The 18444-nt window shown below is 69.9% G+C and carries 19 protein-coding genes, 1 tRNA gene and 1 pseudogene; 10 read left to right on the forward strand and 11 right to left on the reverse strand.

Features of this window, described 5'->3' with window-relative positions; translation table 11 throughout:
- The first annotated feature begins 53 nt into the window (after positions 1 to 53).
- Positions 54 to 950: a DUF72 domain-containing protein gene (locus tag ABZU99_RS25275; protein WP_356050094.1), complete on the forward strand. Its 897-nt coding sequence runs from the start codon at positions 54 to 56 to the stop codon at positions 948 to 950.
- A 99-nt stretch (positions 951 to 1049) separates the two neighbouring features.
- Here the strand turns inward: ABZU99_RS25275 and ABZU99_RS25280 are convergent, their stop codons facing one another.
- Positions 1050 to 1367 carry a hypothetical protein gene (locus ABZU99_RS25280; protein WP_356050096.1) on the reverse strand — a complete coding sequence of 106 codons (318 nt, stop codon included), beginning with the start codon at positions 1365 to 1367 and terminating at the stop codon, positions 1050 to 1052.
- A 556-nt stretch (positions 1368 to 1923) separates the two neighbouring features.
- Here ABZU99_RS25280 and gdhA point away from each other — a divergent pair.
- Positions 1924 to 3267 (forward strand): NADP-specific glutamate dehydrogenase, encoded by a 1344-nt coding sequence (gdhA, locus tag ABZU99_RS25285; RefSeq protein WP_355947069.1) that lies wholly within the window; start codon positions 1924 to 1926, stop codon positions 3265 to 3267.
- Between the two features lie 9 nt (positions 3268 to 3276).
- Here the strand turns inward: gdhA and ABZU99_RS25290 are convergent, their stop codons facing one another.
- The 3 genes from ABZU99_RS25290 to ABZU99_RS25300 form a co-directional block, all read right to left on the reverse strand.
- A complete protein-coding gene (locus ABZU99_RS25290; protein WP_356050098.1) occupies positions 3277 to 3603 on the reverse strand; it encodes a SpoIIE family protein phosphatase in 327 nt (108 codons plus the stop codon).
- Positions 3604 to 3655: 52 nt separating this feature from the next.
- Positions 3656 to 4114, reverse strand: a complete 459-nt coding sequence (locus ABZU99_RS25295; RefSeq protein ID WP_355947063.1) for an SRPBCC family protein — start codon at positions 4112 to 4114, stop codon at positions 3656 to 3658.
- A gap of 134 nt (positions 4115 to 4248) precedes the next feature.
- Positions 4249 to 6501: a family 2 encapsulin nanocompartment cargo protein terpene cyclase gene (locus ABZU99_RS25300; protein WP_356050100.1), complete on the reverse strand. Its 2253-nt coding sequence runs from the start codon at positions 6499 to 6501 to the stop codon at positions 4249 to 4251.
- A 232-nt stretch (positions 6502 to 6733) separates the two neighbouring features.
- Between ABZU99_RS25300 and ABZU99_RS25305 the strand changes: the two genes are divergently transcribed.
- The gene (locus ABZU99_RS25305; protein WP_355947058.1) at positions 6734 to 7174 is read left to right on the forward strand and encodes a BlaI/MecI/CopY family transcriptional regulator; all 441 of its coding nucleotides are present in this window, start codon (positions 6734 to 6736) and stop codon (positions 7172 to 7174) included.
- Between the two features lie 118 nt (positions 7175 to 7292).
- Positions 7293 to 8540 (forward strand): cytochrome P450, encoded by a 1248-nt coding sequence (locus tag ABZU99_RS25310; RefSeq protein ID WP_356050102.1) that lies wholly within the window; start codon positions 7293 to 7295, stop codon positions 8538 to 8540.
- Between the two features lie 113 nt (positions 8541 to 8653).
- Here the strand turns inward: ABZU99_RS25310 and ABZU99_RS25315 are convergent, their stop codons facing one another.
- Positions 8654 to 10174 (reverse strand): SDR family oxidoreductase, encoded by a 1521-nt coding sequence (locus ABZU99_RS25315; RefSeq protein WP_356050104.1) that lies wholly within the window; start codon positions 10172 to 10174, stop codon positions 8654 to 8656.
- A gap of 395 nt (positions 10175 to 10569) precedes the next feature.
- Here ABZU99_RS25315 and ABZU99_RS25320 point away from each other — a divergent pair, with 395 nt between their 5' ends.
- On the forward strand, positions 10570 to 10866 hold the full coding sequence (locus tag ABZU99_RS25320; protein WP_202275276.1) for a type II toxin-antitoxin system VapB family antitoxin: 297 nt from the start codon (positions 10570 to 10572) through the stop codon (positions 10864 to 10866).
- Positions 10867 to 10981: 115 nt separating this feature from the next.
- Positions 10982 to 11644 carry a LytR C-terminal domain-containing protein gene (locus ABZU99_RS25325; RefSeq protein ID WP_356050106.1) on the forward strand — a complete coding sequence of 221 codons (663 nt, stop codon included), beginning with the start codon at positions 10982 to 10984 and terminating at the stop codon, positions 11642 to 11644.
- A 122-nt stretch (positions 11645 to 11766) separates the two neighbouring features.
- On the opposite strand, the gene upp is transcribed toward ABZU99_RS25325, so the two are convergent.
- Positions 11767 to 12402 carry a uracil phosphoribosyltransferase gene (gene upp / locus ABZU99_RS25330; protein ID WP_355947046.1) on the reverse strand — a complete coding sequence of 212 codons (636 nt, stop codon included), beginning with the start codon at positions 12400 to 12402 and terminating at the stop codon, positions 11767 to 11769.
- Between the two features lie 191 nt (positions 12403 to 12593).
- On the opposite strand from upp, the gene ABZU99_RS25335 reads away from it, so the two are divergent.
- The 4 genes from ABZU99_RS25335 to ABZU99_RS25350 all read left to right on the forward strand — a co-directional run bounded on the left by ABZU99_RS25335 (position 12594) and on the right by ABZU99_RS25350 (position 14165).
- Positions 12594 to 12761: a hypothetical protein gene (locus ABZU99_RS25335; protein ID WP_355947043.1), complete on the forward strand. Its 168-nt coding sequence runs from the start codon at positions 12594 to 12596 to the stop codon at positions 12759 to 12761.
- Between the two features lie 158 nt (positions 12762 to 12919).
- Positions 12920 to 13459: a hypothetical protein gene (locus ABZU99_RS25340; protein ID WP_355947040.1), complete on the forward strand. Its 540-nt coding sequence runs from the start codon at positions 12920 to 12922 to the stop codon at positions 13457 to 13459.
- Between the two features lie 44 nt (positions 13460 to 13503).
- Positions 13504 to 14004, forward strand: coding sequence for a tRNA adenosine(34) deaminase TadA (gene tadA / locus ABZU99_RS25345; RefSeq protein ID WP_355947037.1), 501 nt, complete (start codon positions 13504 to 13506; stop codon positions 14002 to 14004).
- Between the two features lie 74 nt (positions 14005 to 14078).
- A tRNA-Ser gene (locus ABZU99_RS25350) sits at positions 14079 to 14165 on the forward strand.
- A gap of 243 nt (positions 14166 to 14408) precedes the next feature.
- Here the strand turns inward: ABZU99_RS25350 and ABZU99_RS25355 are convergent.
- The 5 genes and pseudogenes from ABZU99_RS25355 to ABZU99_RS25375 form a co-directional block, all read right to left on the reverse strand.
- Positions 14409 to 14936: a hypothetical protein gene (locus ABZU99_RS25355; protein ID WP_355947034.1), complete on the reverse strand. Its 528-nt coding sequence runs from the start codon at positions 14934 to 14936 to the stop codon at positions 14409 to 14411.
- A 470-nt stretch (positions 14937 to 15406) separates the two neighbouring features.
- Positions 15407 to 15730 carry a hypothetical protein gene (locus ABZU99_RS25360; protein ID WP_355947032.1) on the reverse strand — a complete coding sequence of 108 codons (324 nt, stop codon included), beginning with the start codon at positions 15728 to 15730 and terminating at the stop codon, positions 15407 to 15409.
- Between the two features lie 303 nt (positions 15731 to 16033).
- On the reverse strand, positions 16034 to 16354 hold the full coding sequence (locus tag ABZU99_RS25365) for a hypothetical protein (RefSeq protein ID WP_356050110.1): 321 nt from the start codon (positions 16352 to 16354) through the stop codon (positions 16034 to 16036).
- Between the two features lie 418 nt (positions 16355 to 16772).
- Positions 16773 to 17399: pseudogene (locus ABZU99_RS25370) on the reverse strand (hypothetical protein); the annotation flags it as partial.
- A gap of 170 nt (positions 17400 to 17569) precedes the next feature.
- The gene (locus tag ABZU99_RS25375; protein WP_356050112.1) at positions 17570 to 18241 is read right to left on the reverse strand and encodes a hemerythrin domain-containing protein; all 672 of its coding nucleotides are present in this window, start codon (positions 18239 to 18241) and stop codon (positions 17570 to 17572) included.
- Positions 18242 to 18444: the final 203 nt, after the last annotated feature.

The following is an 18444-nucleotide window of genomic DNA, read 5'->3' on the forward strand; positions in this document are numbered from 1 at the left end:
CACCCCAACGGCGTGGTGGTGCCGTCCATTCGGCCCGGGGTAGGCGGGCGGGCATGGGTGAGATTCTGGTCGGCACATGTTCCTGGACGGACCGCGCTCTGCTGTCCAGCGGCTGGTACCCGCCGGGGCGGCGCGACGCGGAGGGGAGGCTGCGGCATTACGCCGGCCGGTTCCCGGTGGTCGAGGTCGACGCCACGTACTACTCCCTGCCCAGCAGCCGTAACAGCGTCTTGTGGGCCGAGCGCACCCCCGACGGTTTCCGCTTCAACGTCAAGGCGTTCTCCCTGCTGACCGGGCATCCGACGCGCCCGGACGCGCTGCCCGCCGAGCTGCGCCCCGCGCTCGCGGGGCGGCGGGCCGGCCGGGCGGGGGGCGGGGACGCCGATCCGGGGCTGCTCGACGAGGTGTGGCAGCGTTTCAGCGGCGCGCTCGAACCGCTGCGCCGGATGGGCCGCCTCGGCACCCTCCTCTTCCAGTTCCCGCCCTGGTTCGCCCCCGGCGAGCGGGCGGAGGCGTACCTGGACGCGTGCGCGCGGCGTACGGCGGGGTGGCCGGTCGCCGTGGAGTTCCGGCATCCCGGCTGGTGGCAGGACGATCAGCGGGACGCGACGGAGGCGTTGCTCACGGACCGGGGCATGGCCGCCGTGGCCGTGGACATGACGCAGTCGCTGCCCGCCTCCATACCGCCGGTCACTCCGGTCACCTCGCCCCGGCTGGCGGTGGCGCGCTTCCACGGGCGCAACGACGCATGGGGTTCGGGCACCAAGGAGGACCGGTTTCGCCACGCCTACGCGGTGGAGGAGCTGACGGAGTGGGTTCCGCGCCTGCGCGCGATGGCCGAACGGGCCGACCGCGTCCACGTCCTGTTCAACAACTGCTGTGCCGACGCGGCCGTCCGTGCCGCGGAGTCGATGCGGCGTCTGCTCGGCGCGCCCGCGGGGCCGGAGTGAGGGCGTCACCGCGCGTCCCCGTCCCCCGGGGGCGTCAGAACACCGGCATCGCGGCGAAGGTGCCCGCGTGCGTCAGGAAGACGCGATTGCCCGCGCCCGTCATCGCCCATTCGGTGCCGCCGTCCCGGGCGTAGGTCCAGGCCTCTTCCCGGTGTCCACCGCCACGACGCCCTGCTGACCGGTGATGTCCGGGTAAGCCCAGACGGACTTCCCCTGGGCCACGGGCGGCGACAGCGGTGCGGTGGTGCCCAGACGGAGTGTCCAGTCGGCCTTTCCGTCCCGCTTGTCGCGGCGGCTGAGCTCGGTGCCGTCCATGGCGTAGAGCGCGTCGCCATCGATCGCCGTACCGCCCCAGCCTCCCTCGGTCTTCCCCGTTGGCCCGGCCGGTGCCGTCCATGGCGTAGAGCGCGTCGCCATCCATCGCCGTACCGCCCCAGCCTCCCTCGGTCTTCCCCGTTGGCCCGGCCGGTGCCGTCCCGCCCGAACCTCGCCCATGCCGCGTTCGCCGAGCACGCCGAGAATGCGACGCATCCGTCAACTCGGCCGCCAGCCGGTCGGCCTGCGGCCTGGCCGCCGGGTCCCGGGCGAGGCACGACGCGATGATCCGGCGCAGCCCCTCCGGCACGTCGCGCCGTTCAGGGACGGTGTGCCCGGTCGCGGCGTACGCCAGCACCGAGCCCAGGGCGTAGATGTCGCCGGGCGGCTGCGTCGGCCCACCCGCGACCTGCTCCGGAGGCAGGCAGCCGGAGGTCACGGGGTTTCCCCCGTCGGCGACAAGTGCGACACACGCGGAAAGTCCCCGCCGCGCGGGGGCCAGGCCGCCCGCCCGGCCCCAGGACGGGGCGGATGAGAGGGGGTGACCCAGGAAGTACATCGATTCGGCCACTGGAGCCGGGCACGCCGCTATGGTGATCCCCCCCCGGGGACAATCCTGGACGTCCTCGCCGCTCATCGAACCGACAGGAAGTCAGCCATGGACGTCAGTGCCCGTATCGAGGACGTGCACGCGCAGATCGTGCGCCGCAACCCCGGAGAGCCGGAGTTCCACCAGGCGGCGCGTGAGGTACTGCCGGCCCTCGCACCCGTGCTCGACGCGCATCCGGAGTATCTGGACGCCCGGATCCTGGAGCGGCTGTGCGAGCCCGAGCGGCAGATCATCTTCCGGGTGCCCTGGGTCGACGACAGCGGCGTGGTCCAAGTGAACCGTGGCTTCCGGGTGGAGTTCAACAGCGCGCTGGGTCCGTACAAGGGGGGCCTGCGCTTCCACCCCAGCGTCAACCTGGGCATCGTGAAGTTTCTCGGCTTCGAGCAGATCTTCAAGAACGCGCTGACCGGCCTCGCGATCGGTGGCGGCAAGGGCGGTGCCGACTTCGACCCCAAGGGACGCTCCAATGGCGAGGTCATGCGCTTCTGCCAGTCCTTCATGACCGAACTCCACCGCCATCTGGGCGAGCACACCGATGTGCCGGCCGGGGACATCGGTGTGGGCGCCCGTGAAATCGGCTATCTCTTCGGCCAGTACAAGCGGGTGACCAACCGCTTCGAGGCCGGCGTCCTGACCGGCAAGCCGGTCGGCTGGGGCGGTTCGTACGCGCGCACCGAGGCCACCGGGTACGGCACCGTGCACTTCGCCCAGGAGATGCTGCGCACCCGCGGCAAGGAGTTCGACGGCCTGACGGTCGTCGTCTCCGGATCCGGCAATGTGGCCCTCTACGCCATCGAGAAGGTCCACGCCCTCGGCGGCCGGGTGGTGGCCTGCTCGGACTCCGCCGGCTATCTGGTCGACGAGGACGGGATCGACGTCGCCCTGCTCAAGGAGGTCAAGGAGGTGCGCCGGGACCGGCTCTCCGCGTACGCCGCCGTCAAGCCGGGCGCCGTCCTCTCCGACCGTGGCTCGGTGTTCCAGGTGCCCTGCGAGGTCGCCCTGCCCTGCGCCACCCAGAACGAGCTGACCGAAAAAAGCGCGATCACCCTGGTCAAGAACGGGCTGCTGGCGGTGGCCGAGGGCGCCAACATGCCCTGCACCCCCGAGGCCGTCGATGTCCTCAGGGAAGCCGATGTCCTCTTCGGCCCCGGCAAGGCGGCCAACGCCGGCGGGGTGGCCACCTCCGCCCTGGAGATGCAGCAGAACGCCGCCCGCGACCGCTGGACCTTCGCCGAGACCGAGGCGCGGCTCGCCGACGTCATGACCGAGGTCCACGCCCTGTGCCGGACCACCGCCGAGCGCTACGGCTCCCCCGACGACTACGCCCTCGGGGCGAACGCCGCCGGATTCCTCAGGGTCGCGGAGGCCATGGCCGCGCAGGGAGTCGTCTAGGAGCGCCGTTCAGGCCATCCGTACTTCGGCTGTCGCGGGCATCCCTTCGGCGACCGGCTTCCGGAGCAGCAGCAGCGCCGCGTCGTCGTGGAGCCGATCGCCCACATGGGCCAGCAGTTCGTCGTGGAGTGCGGCCAGGGTGCGGGAGGGCTCGTCGCAGATGTGCCGCGGCACCCGCTCCAGCAGCGGGAAGTACTCCCGGACCTCGTCGCGCGCCTCGATGACCCCGTCGGTGTAGAGGAGCAACTGGTCCCCGTCGGCGAACGGCGCTTGCGCCCGCCGCGCTACGGCAGGCAAGCCGCTTCCCCGGGCGGGCCCGCGTCCCCTTTGGCGCACACCGAGGGCGCCGGCCCGCCCCGGCCGACGCCCTCGTCCTCACCCTGCGCGCTCAGCCGGGGCTGATCCGGCCACGCCAGGCTCCCTCTTCCGCACCGCGGTGCTCGATGAAGTCCTTGAACCGCCGCAGGTCACCCTTCACCCGGTGGTCGAGGATCCCGGTCATGTCCGCGGCCTTCTCCGCCACGCCGTCGGGCTGGAAGACCATGGCCAGCTCGACCCGGGTGTGGTTCGGGTCAAGGGGCTTGAAGGTCACCAGGCCCTGCTGCTGGACATCGCCGCCGGTCGTACGCCATGCGATGCGCTCGTCGGGAAGCTGGTCGACGATCTCCGTGTCGAACTCCCGGTGCACACCCGCGATGGAGGTGGTCCAGTGGTTGTGCCGGTCGTCCACCTGAGTGACCTGGTCCACGCCTTCCATGAACCGTGGGAACTCGGTGAACTGCGTCCACTGGTTGTAGGCCGTGTGGAGCGGAACCGCAACCTCGACGGACTCCCGCACCGTGCTCATCGGTAACTCCTTTCGGTTGTCTCGTCGCGTCCACTGGGCGGGTTTCCGGCATCGGGCCCACGAAACGTCACCGAGTCGCCCGTCACCCGATCGCCCGAGCCGGCCGTACGGACGCGGCGGTGACGGCGCGGCCGTTACGGACGGGCTCCGGCGGCCAGCGGAATCCGCACGGCGGAGGTCCCGAGCCCGGTGGGGCCGAGCCACTGGAGCGGCAGCCGCTCGGGTGCCCCGGCCGGTGGCTGGAGTTCGTAGCGCAGCTCGTCCTCCTGGTAGCGGGCCACCTCCCGGTGCCAGTTGAGGATCGCGGTCATCCAGTGCCGCAACTCCCGTACGTACCCGTCCATGGCGCTCCGGGCCTCCGGGCCCAGATCGAAGTCGTCGTAGAGGACCGGGAACTCATGCGCCGCGACATGCTGGAACTGCCGCATCCGGGAGGTCATCAGGTCATTGACGATGGCGAGGCCGCTCGGGTAGTCGCAGTCGAAGAAGTTCTGGACGACGAGAACGCCGTTGTGGACCTCGCCCTCGAACTCGATCTCCTTCTGGTACGAGAAGACGTCGTTGAGCAGGGTCGCGTAGTCGATGGCGGCGTTCTCCAGCGAACGGACCGGCCCGCTGCGGTAGATCTCGGGCGGGACCCGCTGACCGCGGGCCAACCGGCACAGGCTCATGGTCAGGTCGGAGCCGAAGGTCAGCCGGCGCATCTCGATGTAGTCGACCGGGTCGGGGATTCGGTGCTGCGCCTGGTTGGCCAGCTCCCACAGCCAGCTGCCGGTCATGTCCTCGATGGCCTTGCGGAAGGTGCGCCGCGCGGTGTCGTCCATCGGCCCCGCCGTACGGCCCCACAGATCGGCGAGCGCTCGCTCCAGCGCGTTGGCCGGGGGCGGGGTGGGGCCCGCGTCGAGCGGCATGAAGGCCCCGAGCCGGGCGTTGCACGCCTTGGCGCCGGCCAGATCGCGGGTGCGGCCGAAGACCGCCGGGTAGTAGTCGTCCGCGTAGGTGCCCCAGGCCAGCCAGCCCGACGCCAGATCGAGCTCGTCGGCCGGGCCGTCGGGGTGGATGCCCGCCGCGCACAGCGGGAGGTCGGCGGCCAGGAGCCGGTGCTCGTCCCAGACGTAGGAGTGGGGGACGCCGGGCTGTGGTTCGAGGATGCCCATCCGGTGCGACCAGTCGACCAGATTGCGGCGCGCGGTCTCCAGATGCGGGTTGAGCCGGAGGGTGAAGGGCATGAAGAACTCCGGCAGCCGGGACGGCCCGACCTTCCGGAACGGGACATGGCTGAAGCCACGCGCCCTGGCCGCCTCGGCCCGGCCGGTCGTCAGCGGCAGATTCGCCGCCGAGACGCCGATGCCGGTGAGCGCGAAGGGGGACCAGGCCGCGGGCGCGGAGTCCTCGCCCGCGCCGTTCATATAGCGGCTGGAGCGCATGTGCCACTCATGGCCGCCCGACTGCCAGTCCTGGAGCCCCTTGACGTACGCCAGGACGCCGGCGCACGCCACCGGATCCAGCCCGTGCTCGGCGAAGAGCGGGCCGAGCTCGGTGAGCGTCGTGTTCTCGAACTGCTGGAGCCGTGAGGTCAGCAGCTCATTGACGGCGTCCGCCGCCTGCTGGGTGGTGCAGCCCAGGAAGGTCTCCAGGACCAGGACGCCATTGCTCAGTTCGCCCTCGTCCTCGATCTCGCGCTGGTACGAGAACAGGTCGTTGCGCAGATGCACGCCGTCCGCGAAGGCGTCCCGCAGCACCCGCAGGGGCCGGGACCCGGCGATCGCCGCCGGCACCTCGGCGCCCACCGCGTGCTCGACCAGCCCGGCCGACCACGGTGCGCCGCCGACCTTACGGCGCATCTCGATGTACTCGACCGGGTTGGGGATCCGGCCCGCGTTGATGTTGGAGAGCTCCCAGAGCGACTCGTTCAGCAGATTCTCGGTGGACTCCCGGAACCGGGTCCTCCAGTCCCGCGACATCGTGGGCACCGTGCGCGCCCACAGGTCCTTCAGGCCCGCCTCGACGGGGTTGGTGGGCCCGGGGACCTCGGCGGCGGGGTCCATCGGCATGAAGGCGGCCAGCCGGTCCAGATACGCCTTGCCGCCCTCGCGGTCCTGTGAGCGCTTGAACTTCTCCAGGAAGTGGTCGTCGAAGAAGAAGACCCACACGTACCAGTCCGTGACGAGCGAGAGCTCCGCGCCGGGGCAGTCGGGGTGGGTGTACCCGCACAGCAGGGCGTAGTCGTGGGAGTCGAGATCCTTCTGCTCCCAGATGCCCGAGCCCTCGAGCATGCCCATCTCGCGGGCCCACTGGGTGGAGTGCTCCCGTGCCTCCTGGAGATGGGGGTTCAGCCGCGCCGGGTACGGCATGTAGAAGTCGGGGAGTTGAAAGGGCTGTGTCACTGGTGGTCCGGCACCTCTCCGTGTAACGGTGCGTGTGCCGTACGGCACACGCGCTGGTCGGCTCCGCCCTACCCATGGCCCTTCGCGGCTATCCGAAAGCCGCATTAGTCACATGAACGGCACCTCATTTCCGGCCCAGGGCGCTCTCATAATGGATCGTGGGGCGTGCCGGATGGCGCGCCCCAGGCCGACTACAGTCACGTAGACGAACGAGGCGGAGGGAGCGTGCCGCATGGCGGAGCCGGACGCCGGACCCGACCCCGGGGCGAGCCCGGGCCGCCGGCCGCCGGGTGAGCTCGAAGCGAGCGTGCTGGCGGCCCTGTGGACCGCCGACGGGCCCCTGACCCCGGCCGACGTCCAGCGCGCACTCGGCGGCGCGCTCGCCCGTACGACGGTCACCACCATCCTCACCCGGCTGCACGACAAGGGCGTCGTCGCCCGCGCCCGCTCCGGCCGCGGCTACGCCTACACCCCCACCCAGGACTCCCCGGGTCTCACCGCCCGCCGGATGCGCTCGGAGCTGGAGAAGGAGGAGGACCGCGAGACGGTCCTGGCCCGTTTCGTCTCCGAGCTGAGCGCCGACGACGAGCGGTTGCTGCGCTCGCTCCTCGACGGTGGCGACGACGGCGGCGGTGAGAGCGGCCCCCGGCCGCCCCGGGCGGCCGGACGCTGACCCGGGCCACCCCGAGCACCGGCGCAACCCCCTTCGCCGCGGCCCACCCCTTTGGCCTGGCTGTACGCGCGCGCCCACCCGGGTTCGCCCATGCTGAGCGTGAGGGAGGACCGGGACCATGACCCAGACGCAAGGCTCGCTCCTGCGGAAGATCCTTGACTACGCCCATCGGCCCGACCCGTATCCCGTCTACGCCGAGTTGCGCAAGACGCCCGTCCTGCACGAGGAGGAGGGCCCGTACATCGTCAGTACGTACTGGGAGATCCACGCCCTGCTGCACGATCCGCGGATCAGCTCCGACCCGCGCAATCTGGATCCCGAGGCCGCCGGGCTCGTCGCCGAGGAGGCGGACCCGGGGCTGCCGCCCAGCTTCCTGCGGCTCGACCCGCCCGAGCACGACCGGCTGCGCACCCTCGCGATGGCCCCCTTCGGGGTGCCGAACACCCCGCGCCGGATCCACCTCATGCGCGCCGAGCTCTCCGCCATCATCACCGAGCTCATCGACGGCTTCGATGGCCGGGACCGGATCGACCTCGTCGACCACTTCGCGTACCCGCTGCCGGTGACCGTCGTCTGCCGGCTGCTCGGGGTGGACAGGGAGGACGAGCCGCGCTTCCACACCTGGGCCGAGACCCTCGCCATGAGCCCGGACCCCAACCCGGGCAAGGACCTGGCCGAGCGGCAGCGCATCACCCGGCAGGCCCGCACCGAACTGGCCGTGTATCTCTCCGAGTTGATCGAGGAGCGTCGCCGCGCGCCCGGCGACGACATGCTCTCCGCCCTGGTCTCCGGCCGCGGCCCGGACGGCCGGATGACCCATGCCGAGCTGCTGAGCACCGCCTCGCTGCTCCTGGTCGCGGGCCATGAGACCACCGTCAGCCTCATCACCAACGGGATGCTGACGCTGCTGCGCAACCCCGGTGTGCTGGCCCGGCTGCGCGAGGAACCCCACCTGGCGGTCCCGATGGTGGAGGAGCTGCTGCGGTTCGAGCCGCCCGTACAGGTGCTGCCCCAGCGCACCCCGCTCGCCGACATCGACATCGCGGGCGTGACCATCCCCAAGGGCGCGTCCGTGTGGCTCATGCTGGCCTCCGGCAACCGCGATCCGCAGCGCTTCCTTGACCCGGACCGGTTCGACCCGCGGCGCAAGGACAACCAGCACCTCGGCTTCGGCAGCGGCATCCACCACTGCTTCGGCGCACCGCTGGCCCGGCTTGAGGCGCAGCTCGCGCTGACCGAGCTGGCCCGCCGGCTCGACAACCCGCGGCTGCTGGAGGACCCGCCGACGTACCGGCGCAACGCGGTGCTGCGCGGCCCGCGCCATCTGCATCTCGCGTTCGACGGGCTACGGAAGGCGGGCGGCTGAGGCCGTGCCCTGAGCGGTTACGGCGAAGTCACGTGCTGATCCTTCTCGGCGTCCAAGCCCTCGGCCAGGCCGAACGGCGAGGGATCAGCGGCGAACTTCATCACCGGATCCGCTTAGCCGGGACGGACGCGTCCCGGTGCGGGTGCGGTCTCCTCCGTGCCGCCTCCGCCGTTGGACTCGGCCTTGGCGGCGATGTTGCGGGCCATGCCCCCGAACACCAGGGCGTGGAACGGCGAGACGCCCCACCAGTAGATCTGCCCGGCCAGACCGCGCGGATGGAACAGCGCCCGCTGCCGGTACACCGTCCGGCCCTCCGCGTCCCGGTCGACCCTCATCTCCAGCCAGGCCAGGCCCGGCAGCCGCATCTCGGCCCGCAGCCGCAGCAGCCTCGGCGGCAGGACCTCCTCCACCCGCCAGAAGTCGAGGCTGTCCCCGACCCGCAGCCGCACGGCGTCCCGGCGGCCGCGGCGCAGCCCGACGCCGCCCACCAGGGTGTCGATCCAGCCGCGCAGCGCCCAGGCGAGCGGCAGCGAGTACCACCCGTTCTCGCCGCCGATCCCCTCCACCACCCGCCATACGTCCGCCGGGGACGCGGCGACGGCGCGCTCGCGGCGGTCCGTATAGAGGCTGCCGCCCGCCCAGTCGGGGTCGGTGGGCAGCGGGTCGCTGGGGGCGCCGGGGGTGGCCGCGGAGGACCAGCGGGTGGCCACGTCCGCGTCGCGGATGCGCCGCAGGGCCAGCTCCAGCGCCTGGTCGATGCCGAGCGGCCCGCCCGGCGGATCGGGTACGCAAGCCGCGATGTCCCGCTCGGCGCACACCACTTCATGGCGCAGCGACTCCACCAGCGGGCGGGCGATCCCGTTCGGCACCGGGGTGACGAGGCCCACCCACAGGCTGGAGAGCCCCGGCGAGAGCACCGGCACGGGCGCGATGAGCCGTCCGCGCAGCCCGGCGATGGCCGCGTACCGCCGCATCATGTCCCGGTAGGTGAGGATGTCGGGGCCACCGATGTCGAAGGTGCGGTGCACATCGTCCGGCAGCCCGGCGCAGCCCACGAGCAGGCGCAGCACATCGCGGACGGCGATCGGCTGGGTGCGGGTGCGTACCCAGCGCGGGGTCACCATGAGCGGCAGCCGCTCGGTGAGATAGCGCAGCATCTCGAACGACGCCGAACCCGAGCCGATGATCACACCGGCCCGCAGCACGGCGGTCGGGACCCCGGAGTCCAGCAGGACCCGGCCCACTTCGGCCCGTGAGCGCAGATGCGGCGACAGCTCGCGCTCATCCACCCCGGCCGGGGCCAGCCCGCCGAGATAGACGATCCGCCGCACCCCCGCGACCCGCGCCCGCTCGCCGAAGATCGTGGCCGCCCGGCGGTCGGTCTCCTCGAAATCGGGTCCGGTGCCCAGCGCGTGAACCAGGTAGTACGCGACCTCCACGCCCTCCATCGCGGCGCCCAGCGACTCCTCGTCCGTGACATCGCCGCGTACGATCTCCACCCGGCCGGCCCAGGGGTGGTCGCGCAGCTTCCCGGGCGAGCGGGCCACACAGCGCACCTGGTGCCCGGCCGCCAGCAGCTCGGGCACCAGCCTGCCGCCGATATAGCCGGAGGCTCCGGTGACCAGACAGCGCATATGGCCATGCTTGGGCGTCCCTGTGCACGACGCAACCGGACGCGGCGGGCGCGTCCGGCGGTGGGCAGGACAAAACCTACGAGGTGGGCTCCCTTCGGCGGCATTGTCCGTATCAGGTAGTGGAGGTCGCCTTCAGGTCTCCCCGACCTTCAGGCCTCTCAGCCAGACCATCTAGAAGACATTCACTGGAGAACCAAGATCCTCTGTTTGGACGTCTCTCCGGTCGAGCTCCCTCGCTCGCCCCGCAGGCTGCTATTCACGTTACTCCGACCCTTTTGGAGCGCCTAGTCCCTCTCGGGTATTTTTACCTATTTTCTTCCGATTCAGTCGTGGGTCGGACGGGCACTCCGGCGCCTTGGCTGCGCCGGATGCCGCTCGCCCGGTAGGCTTTCCGTGTGATCTTCAAGCGCATCGGAAACGGTCGGCCCTATCCCGACCACGGCCGGGAATCGACCCGCCAGTGGGCGGATGTCGCCCCACGCCCGGTACGCCTTGACCAACTGGTCACGACGAAGCAGCAACTCGACCTGGAGACGCTGCTCGCGGAGGACTCGACGTTCTACGGGGACCTCTTCGCCCATGTCGTGAAATGGCAGGGCGACCTCTACCTGGAGGACGGACTCCACCGGGCGGTGCGCGCCGCGCTCCAGCAGCGCCAGGTGCTGCACGCGCGCGTCCTGGAACTGAGCTGACCGCCCCGCACCGGACAGGGCCCGGCGTCACGGCGTTGGCCCTTTCGGGTTGGCCTGAGCACCAACCATTGATCATTTAGTAGGCATCGCCACCAGGCCGCACTACTCTGCGCATATGAGCATGCTGACCCCTCCCGGCATGGGCGGAAAGTACCGCATCACGGGTGACCGCTATCCGCGTATGCGCCGGCCGCGCGGCCGCCGACGACTGGCCTTCACCGCCTTCGGCTCGGTTATGGTGCTCGGCCTCGTCGGCTGGGGAACGCTTCAGCTCATCGACGTCTTCTCCGGCGGCGGCGACGGCGATAGGGTCCGCGCGGCGCACGGCACCGAGGACTGCAAACGCGGCGACAAGCTCCGCGACGAGCACCCGAAGGCCGACCGCCCGGCCAGGACCGCCCTGCCGAAGCCCGCCCAGATCACCGTCAACGTCTACAACGCGACGCCGCGCTCCGGCCTCGCCAAGGACACCGCGGACGAGCTGAAGAAGCGCGGCTTCAAAATCGGCGAGGTGGGCAACGCCTCCGCCACGTACGACAAGAAGGTCAAGGCGCCCGGGATGCTGCTCGGCGCCCCGACGGCCGCCCAAGGGGCCTTCGATGTGCTCCGCACCCAGCTCGCGGGCGCCCAGACCAAGAACGACGCGCGCAAGGGCAAGGACATCGATCTGATCATCGGCAGTGGTTTCAAGAACCTGGCCAAACAGAAGGACGCCGACAAGGCGCTGGCCGCCCTGGCCAAGCCCTCGCCGGCGCCCTCCGGATCGGCCTGCCGCTGACGCCGCGGCGGCCCTGCGGGACTAAGCGGTTACGGCGAAGGCAAGTGCTGATCCTTCTCGACGTCCAAGCCCTCGGCCAGGCCGAACGGCGAGGGATCAGCGGCGAACTTCACCGCCTCCGCTCAGCCCGCGGTCCCGTACATCCGGTCGCCCGCGTCCCCGAGCCCCGGAACGATGTACCCCTGCTCATTGAGCCGCTCGTCGACGGACGAGGTGACCACCGTCACCGGCGCGCCCGCCAGCTCGCGCTCCATGAGCTCGACGCCCTCGGGCGCCACCAGCAGACACAGCGCCGTGACATCGTCGGCGCCGCGCGCTATCAGCTCCTTGATCGCCGCGACGAGCGTCCCGCCGGTCGCGAGCATCGGGTCCAGGACGTACACCTGACGGCCGGAGAGGTCATCCGGCATCCGGGTGGCGTACGTGGACGCCTGGAGCGTCTCCTCGTCGCGGATCATGCCGAGGAAGCCGACCTCGGCGGTGGGCAGCAGCCGTACCATGCCGTCCAGCATTCCGAGGCCCGCCCGCAGGATCGGCACCACCAGGGGGCGCGGATGCGACAGCCGTACCCCGGTCGTGGCCGTCACCGGGGTCTGGATGTCGACCTGGTCGGTGCGCACATCGCGCGTGGCCTCGTACGCGAGCAGGGTCACGAGCTCGTCGGCGAGCCGCCGGAAGGTGGGGGAATCGGTGCGCTTGTCGCGCAGTGTGGTGAGTTTGTGCGCCACCAGCGGGTGGTCGACGACATGGATCCGCATGGCAACGACACTAACCGAGCCCCGTGATCTCAGCTGCCGCCGGTAACCCCCTCCGGCCTCGTCAGCTTTCGTCGCCCCTCGTCAGCGGTGTGTCCCTGCGGTGGCATCAAGCCGCCGTTTCGGGGGAAAGTGGGCAGGAGTGCCCGGACCCTCCCCGGGCGAGACCTCGGCCCCGAGGGGTGATGCAGCTCATGGCAGACGCCACCGGGAAGGAGAGCGCCGCGGACCGCCGGCGCCGTCGCGACCGTTTTCTGCGCGCGCTGAACGAAGCCCGGGCGGTGCGCGAACGGGTACGCCCACAGCGGGCCCGCGCGGCCCGGATCCGTCACGCGATACACCTGCGGACGTTCTCCCGTTGATCCCCTGATCGGGCTCCGGGTCGGTTCATTTCCGTCCGCGTGAGCCAGATCTCTTTGGACTGGTGCACGACGCAGCGTGGAAGACCTCTCGCGAAGCGACGGTTTCTGCCACGATTCCGATTGGGGCGGGGCACTGTCCCGCCCGCCCCGGCACGCCTATGACCAGTGGGAGAGTCACGGTGTACTTCGCCGCATTGCTCGCGCGCACCGCAGAAGGGTGGGAAGCGAGCGACACAGAGCTCGATGACGTGGAGACCCTGACGGATCTGATCGAACTGGCCCGTTCGGCCTCCAAGGACGACGACACGGTGCTGGCCTTCATCGAGCACGAAGACGCGTGGTTCGGCGTCGTCCGCGTGGACGGCGAGGACGACCCGCACATCTACGTCTCGGACGCGGCCGCGGCCGCCCGCACCTCGTACGGCTCCATGCTCACCGACGAGTTGCTCGGCCGGGACCCCGACGACGACCTCGACAGCCTCGTCGACCTGGACGGCACCGAGGACGGCGAGCCCGACCAGGACGACGAGGACGCCGACCCCGACGCGCCGGTCCCCGTGGGCCCGCTCGGTGACGGCGACATCCTGGCGGACCTCGGCATGGACGAGAAGGAGCTGAAAGCCCTCGACGGGGACGCGCTCGAATCCATCGCCGACATGCTGGGCTGCAGCATGGAGGGGCTGGAGGCGGTGCGCTGACCGCCCCCGGCGGCCACCCCCATCCCGTCGCCCACACTGGTGTCATGACCGATCCGCTGACCGGCCTCCTGCCCGGCCCCGACCCCGACCCCCTGCGCGATCCCTGGCGCGCCCCGATGCGCCTGGCGCTGGAGGAGGCGGTACGGGCCCCCGAGACAGGCGACGTGCCGGTCGGCGCCGTCGTGCTGGGCCCGGACGGCACGGTACTCGGCCGCGGCCGCAACGAACGCGAGGCCCACGGCGACCCCACGGCCCACGCCGAGGTCCTCGCCCTGCGCGCCGCGGCCCGTCGGCTCGGCGGCTGGCGGCTGACCGGCTGCACCCTGGTGGTCACCCTGGAGCCGTGCACCATGTGCGCGGGCGCCATCGTGCTGTCCCGCGTCGACCGCCTGGTCTACGGCGCCGCCGACGAGAAGGCGGGCGCCGCCGGCTCCCTCTGGGACGTCGTCCGCGACCGCCGCCTCAACCACCGCCCCGAGGTCATCGCCGGCGTCCTCCCCACCGAGTGCGCGGCCCCCCTCACCGCCTTCTTCCGCAAGCCCTGACCCACCCCCCCTGCCCCACCCCCCAACCGGAACCGATTTCGGTTCCCGGGCACCCGTCCGCTAGGCTCTCCCTCGGTAGCGTGTCCGAGCGGCCTAAGGAGCACGCCTCGAAAGCGTGTGAGGGGGCAACTCCTCCGTGGGTTCAAATCCCACCGCTACCGCTCTGAAGAGCAAAAACGGCCCCACCTACTCTTTTCAGTAGGTGGGGCCGTTGCCGTGCGTCTCAGTTTCCGTTTCGTTTGGGGTCCTCAGAGCCGCTCTCGGACCCGTCCGCAGTATCTTCCGGCCGCTGCCAGAGAAGCCCGTCAACGCGCTTCGCTACGTCGTGCCGGATGGAGTCGGTCATGTGCTGGTACCGCGCGGCCATCGCGGACGACGACCATCCCATGATGGACATCACAGTCTCAGTCGTCGGACGCTGGGGCATGTAGGGATAGGTCGAGCAAAAGATAGCTGTGATGCTCTCGCCCACCCGCTGAGCGCGCAGTCAGCACATGCACATCGGCCGCTACCTGGCGCTCTGCGTACGTGGCCAGCAGTCCCGATACGTCGTCCTTGGAAGTACGGACTACGACGAGGCCTTTCCCTTCGACTTCAATTTCGATGACTCCACGTAGCTTGCTGCCTCCGACCACCGTGCCGATCAGACGATCGTCGCTATCCTCCACCCGCGCCGCCCGTAGCGCCTTACGGCAGCGCTCAGCGCTCTCCGAGCTGAGAGAGGAGGTGCGGCGTACAGTTGCCTTCGATTCCCAGGTCAAGGTGACGCTCGTACCAGTGGAAGCGAGGACGTCGGAGAGTTCTGACAGGTGGCTGATCACCCGGCGCCCCAATGGCAATGCTGCGTCGAGGACGGCATCCTCGGCACCGACACCAGCGCTTGCACGATCAGCAACGTCAAAGATCCTGTTAATCGCCTTGTCTAGCAGCACATCGGCAGCCGTGCCTGGTAGCTCTGATTGGCCCTGTCCCGGAGTCCCTTCCAGAACCATTCCATAAGACGATGTGAAGACTGGTCCAGAGAAGAGCCTCGTCACGCGTTGGATTTCTTTGGGTACCGGTCCTGAGTCCCGCGTGGGGCGGAGTTCATCTAGGGCGTAGGCAACTGACTGCACAGCGGTCTGAAAGGCCCGCAGCCAGTCGCCTAGCACAGCAGACTCGACTCGGTGTGTGCGCACAGTTTCGCCATCAAGAGCGAACCGTAGGACGGGGCGGCCTGGATGATCAGGAGTCTCCGAGTCAGCTTCGCCCTGGAGCGACCTGGCGAGCCGCCTGAGCTGGGCCGATCGCAACTCGGATAGCGTTCGAGGCGCTGGCTTCTGCGTTGACTCGGACCGTCTGGCTGCCAACCAGGCACGCAAGGCCTTCTTATCTGTGGCATCGGGCAAGCTGTGGGGGGTGCTCATAGCGATACCTCCACGTAACCCCTGCGCTGGCCATTACCAACGCGGCAACGCTGCCAGATCTCGTCATACAGTCCAAGCATCTGGAAGACCTCGCTGTCTCCCGGTGCCATTGCGCCGACCAACCCCAGATCCTTGAAGTCCACAGTGGCAGGCAGGCTCAGGATGTAGGCGTCGATGCGCATGCCGTGCTTCACACACCACTCCCGATCGCTGAGGTTGTCGAGGTCTGCGATGTCGTCTGGCTCTGTGACCGCGCCGTAGACATCTGCGTCAAGCAGGTAGGCCAGGTCCACATCGCTGGGGTCCAGTTTGCCGCTCACGAAGCTACCTGCCAGCCATATACGTCTCACTGAACCGACGACGCACTCGACCTGCGCCCTGTGTAACTGCAGCTCGGTCCACAAGCCAGGCCGAGTGGTAGATGTCTGGAAGGCTTCTGCTCGCACCAAGGAGGCTTCAACCTCGTCCCACGTCATGGGGTAACGGCCAGGTGGCGGACACCGTGTGTGTGCGGCAAAAGGCGGTAGCGGAGGCATGCAGCTCCAAGGACGACCGGCTGGTCTCAGCACTATGTGATCGAGGGCTCACGCAGAAGGTGTTTGAGGTAGCTCTGGGGTCGACCTCTACGAACCCTGGCTGGTACGTGTCCTGCCTCCCCCGTCGAGGTGCCGGAGGAAGTCGATCACGAGCTTTTCGACATCTTCCTTCGTGCAGCTCTCGATGCCCAGTCTCGCTCCCAGCGCTCTGCTCGAGCTCGGGGCGCGCCTGCGGCCCTGCGTGAAGAAGGCATCCTGGTTCTCGGCTCGGGCTTCATGACGCGTAGCTTCGCCGTCTTCCGCCGCCCGGCGCTCGCCGCTCAAACCGAGGCCTTCGACGAATGGGCCGTCGACGCTCTCGCCCGAGCCGACGTCGACGTCGACGCCCTCACCGACTACCGAAGCCAAGGCACCCGGTGTCGCGGTCGCCCACCCAACGGCCGGTCACTTCGTCCCACTGCTGCTCACCGTCGGCGCTGCCTCTGATCCCGGGAGCGCCGTAAGCGCCATCGACCGCATGGTGCGGGGCAACTCCAACCGGTCGGTGCAGATGAACTGAGCGCCTGGTTCGGCCAGTTCGCGTCTGATAGTGAAACGGACAACCAACGACGAGAATTATGGAAGCAATGTCCACGGTCATCTCTTCTTTGCCGCCCTAATTCTCGGGCCGCGCTCTGGCGGATTGGCCACGCCTGGTCCCCGGCACCTGCCCTCGCAGCTGTCGCGCTACGTCGCCGACGGCGGGGTGGCCGCCAGCACAGCCACCCCGGTCCCGAGGAACCCGCCCGGTCGGTGCGCGCCGCCTGAAGGGCGCGCCGCTGCTGGCCAGTGCCACCGTCGTGGTGATCCGTGTGACGGCGGGTTTCCGGGGCACCGAACCGGACCCGAAGCGCACAGGGGGTTCGACGGGCGCCATCACGCCGAGGTCATCGCCTTCGAAGACCGCCGAAACCGCGCCGATCGGTCTCAGATCCCGCGCACCGTACCACTCACGGCGACCGGCGCCGGCGCTGCCACGGGTCCGCACTCCGGTCAGCAGCAGGCGGGCGGGGAAATCCAGCAACGCGCTCCAGGCCGGACGGCGGGCGAGTGCGCCGGGCACAGCACGTAGCACAAGCCCCGCGGGTCCTCGTCGACCGGTGGTGAAGCGCATGTCCAGTGATCCGGCCTTGATGGTCCAGGTGCCCGCCTCGACGCTCACGCGGACCGGCACGATGCCCACCGTGTCGAAGGTGTAGGTGCGGGCGATGAAGTCCGCCGTCTCCCGGGTGGGAGCCAACAGCAGCCGTTCCCCGTTCGCTCGCTCGATCATCACGTCGCTGAACGGCCCGAACGGCGATCGCTTCCAGCGTCCCACCACGATGCGCGTCCCGGAGGAGGTGCCTGTGCCCGCAATCCATCCTTCGAAGCGCAGCCGCGCGGGGCGGGTGGCCTTGCCGCGTTGTCGGCTCATCCTCGCTCCCCTCGAAAGTCCTCGGGCAGTGCCGGAAGGCAAGGGGCCTCAGGTGGTATCCGCCGGGGTCACCAAAGGCCCGACGGGCCGAACGGCAAGGCGAACACCCCGCCCACATCCGATCAGCTGAGTACGCCAAGGGTGTCCGAGGGCGGTTACTCAGAGCCTTCTCACGACCTCTTGCGCAGTCGTCTGGTTACGGTGAAGGCCGCGAACAGCAGTCCCGCGGCGCAGGCCAGCAGCTTCCTGGCAGCATGACCGTCGGTGCCACCGAGCAGGTCGCGAGACCGGTCATATCCGCTCAGCGGCACTCCCAGGACGGCGTTGCCCGGAGGGCGCCGCGGGACGACGGTGTGCGGGTGGGTGGGGGCTGTCAGACGTGCGGCTTCCCAGACCGCTCCGAGCCGGCCCAGCCGGGCCGCGTCCATCGCCTCCTGCAGCCGGGGCAGCAGCAGGTCTTCCTCGTCGCGGATGTCCTGACGGATCAGGCCGAAGGCGCGCTCGATCCTTTCCTCCCGTACGGGATCGCCCTGGGGCAGGCGTTCGACCTCGGCGACCAGGTCGTTGATCTCCTGGTGCTCCTCCTCCACCCGACAGGTGAGCTCTTCTCCGTCCGCCACACTGCGCCTGACCACCGGCCACAGCACGGTCTCCTCGGCGAAGGCGTGGCTGAAGACGAGCTGGACGATCTCCTTCAGCACACGCTCCCGCTCGTCGCCTGCCGTAAGGGCGTAGCGGTCCATCAGCCGGTCGATCTCGGCATGGTCGCGCCGCTGCCGCGCCAGGACACTGCCCTTTCCGCCCAGCTGCCCGACGGTCTGTTCCTTGATGGTCTTGACCATGCGCTTCTCCGTTCAGGCTCGGAGGGCCAGTGGCAGCGCCCGGCCGTTGGCGGTGTTGGCCGGTCGCTGACCGGGTAACCCCGACACGAAGAATCAAGCGGGCCACATACCGTTCCTAATCAGTGAGCAGGAGTGAGTCTTGGACCCACTGCCAGGCACTGCGCGCATCCCGAACGGTTTTGGATGCACTGGTTGCCCGCGTT

It is taken from the genome of Streptomyces sp. NPDC005266 (assembly GCF_040607655.1).
Lineage (GTDB): Bacteria > Actinomycetota > Actinomycetes > Streptomycetales > Streptomycetaceae > Streptomyces.

Excerpts from the sequence above, each read along its gene's own strand:
- ABZU99_RS25275 (WP_356050094.1), top strand. The coding sequence starts at position 54 with ATGGGTGAGATTCTGGTCGGCACATGTTCCTGGACGGACCGCGCTCTG.
- ABZU99_RS25280 (WP_356050096.1), bottom strand. The coding sequence starts at position 1,367 with ATGGCGACGCGCTCTACGCCATGGACGGCACCGGCCGGGCCAACGGGG.
- gdhA (WP_355947069.1), top strand. The coding sequence starts at position 1,924 with ATGGACGTCAGTGCCCGTATCGAGGACGTGCACGCGCAGATCGTGCGC.
- ABZU99_RS25295 (WP_355947063.1), bottom strand. The coding sequence starts at position 4,114 with ATGAGCACGGTGCGGGAGTCCGTCGAGGTTGCGGTTCCGCTCCACACG.
- ABZU99_RS25305 (WP_355947058.1), top strand. The coding sequence starts at position 6,734 with ATGGCGGAGCCGGACGCCGGACCCGACCCCGGGGCGAGCCCGGGCCGC.
- ABZU99_RS25310 (WP_356050102.1), top strand. The coding sequence starts at position 7,293 with ATGACCCAGACGCAAGGCTCGCTCCTGCGGAAGATCCTTGACTACGCC.
- ABZU99_RS25315 (WP_356050104.1), bottom strand. The coding sequence starts at position 10,174 with ATGCGCTGTCTGGTCACCGGAGCCTCCGGCTATATCGGCGGCAGGCTG.
- ABZU99_RS25325 (WP_356050106.1), top strand. The coding sequence starts at position 10,982 with ATGAGCATGCTGACCCCTCCCGGCATGGGCGGAAAGTACCGCATCACG.
- upp (WP_355947046.1), bottom strand. The coding sequence starts at position 12,402 with ATGCGGATCCATGTCGTCGACCACCCGCTGGTGGCGCACAAACTCACC.
- ABZU99_RS25335 (WP_355947043.1), top strand. The coding sequence starts at position 12,594 with ATGGCAGACGCCACCGGGAAGGAGAGCGCCGCGGACCGCCGGCGCCGT.
- ABZU99_RS25340 (WP_355947040.1), top strand. The coding sequence starts at position 12,920 with ATGACCAGTGGGAGAGTCACGGTGTACTTCGCCGCATTGCTCGCGCGC.
- tadA (WP_355947037.1), top strand. The coding sequence starts at position 13,504 with ATGACCGATCCGCTGACCGGCCTCCTGCCCGGCCCCGACCCCGACCCC.
- ABZU99_RS25375 (WP_356050112.1), bottom strand. The coding sequence starts at position 18,241 with ATGGTCAAGACCATCAAGGAACAGACCGTCGGGCAGCTGGGCGGAAAG.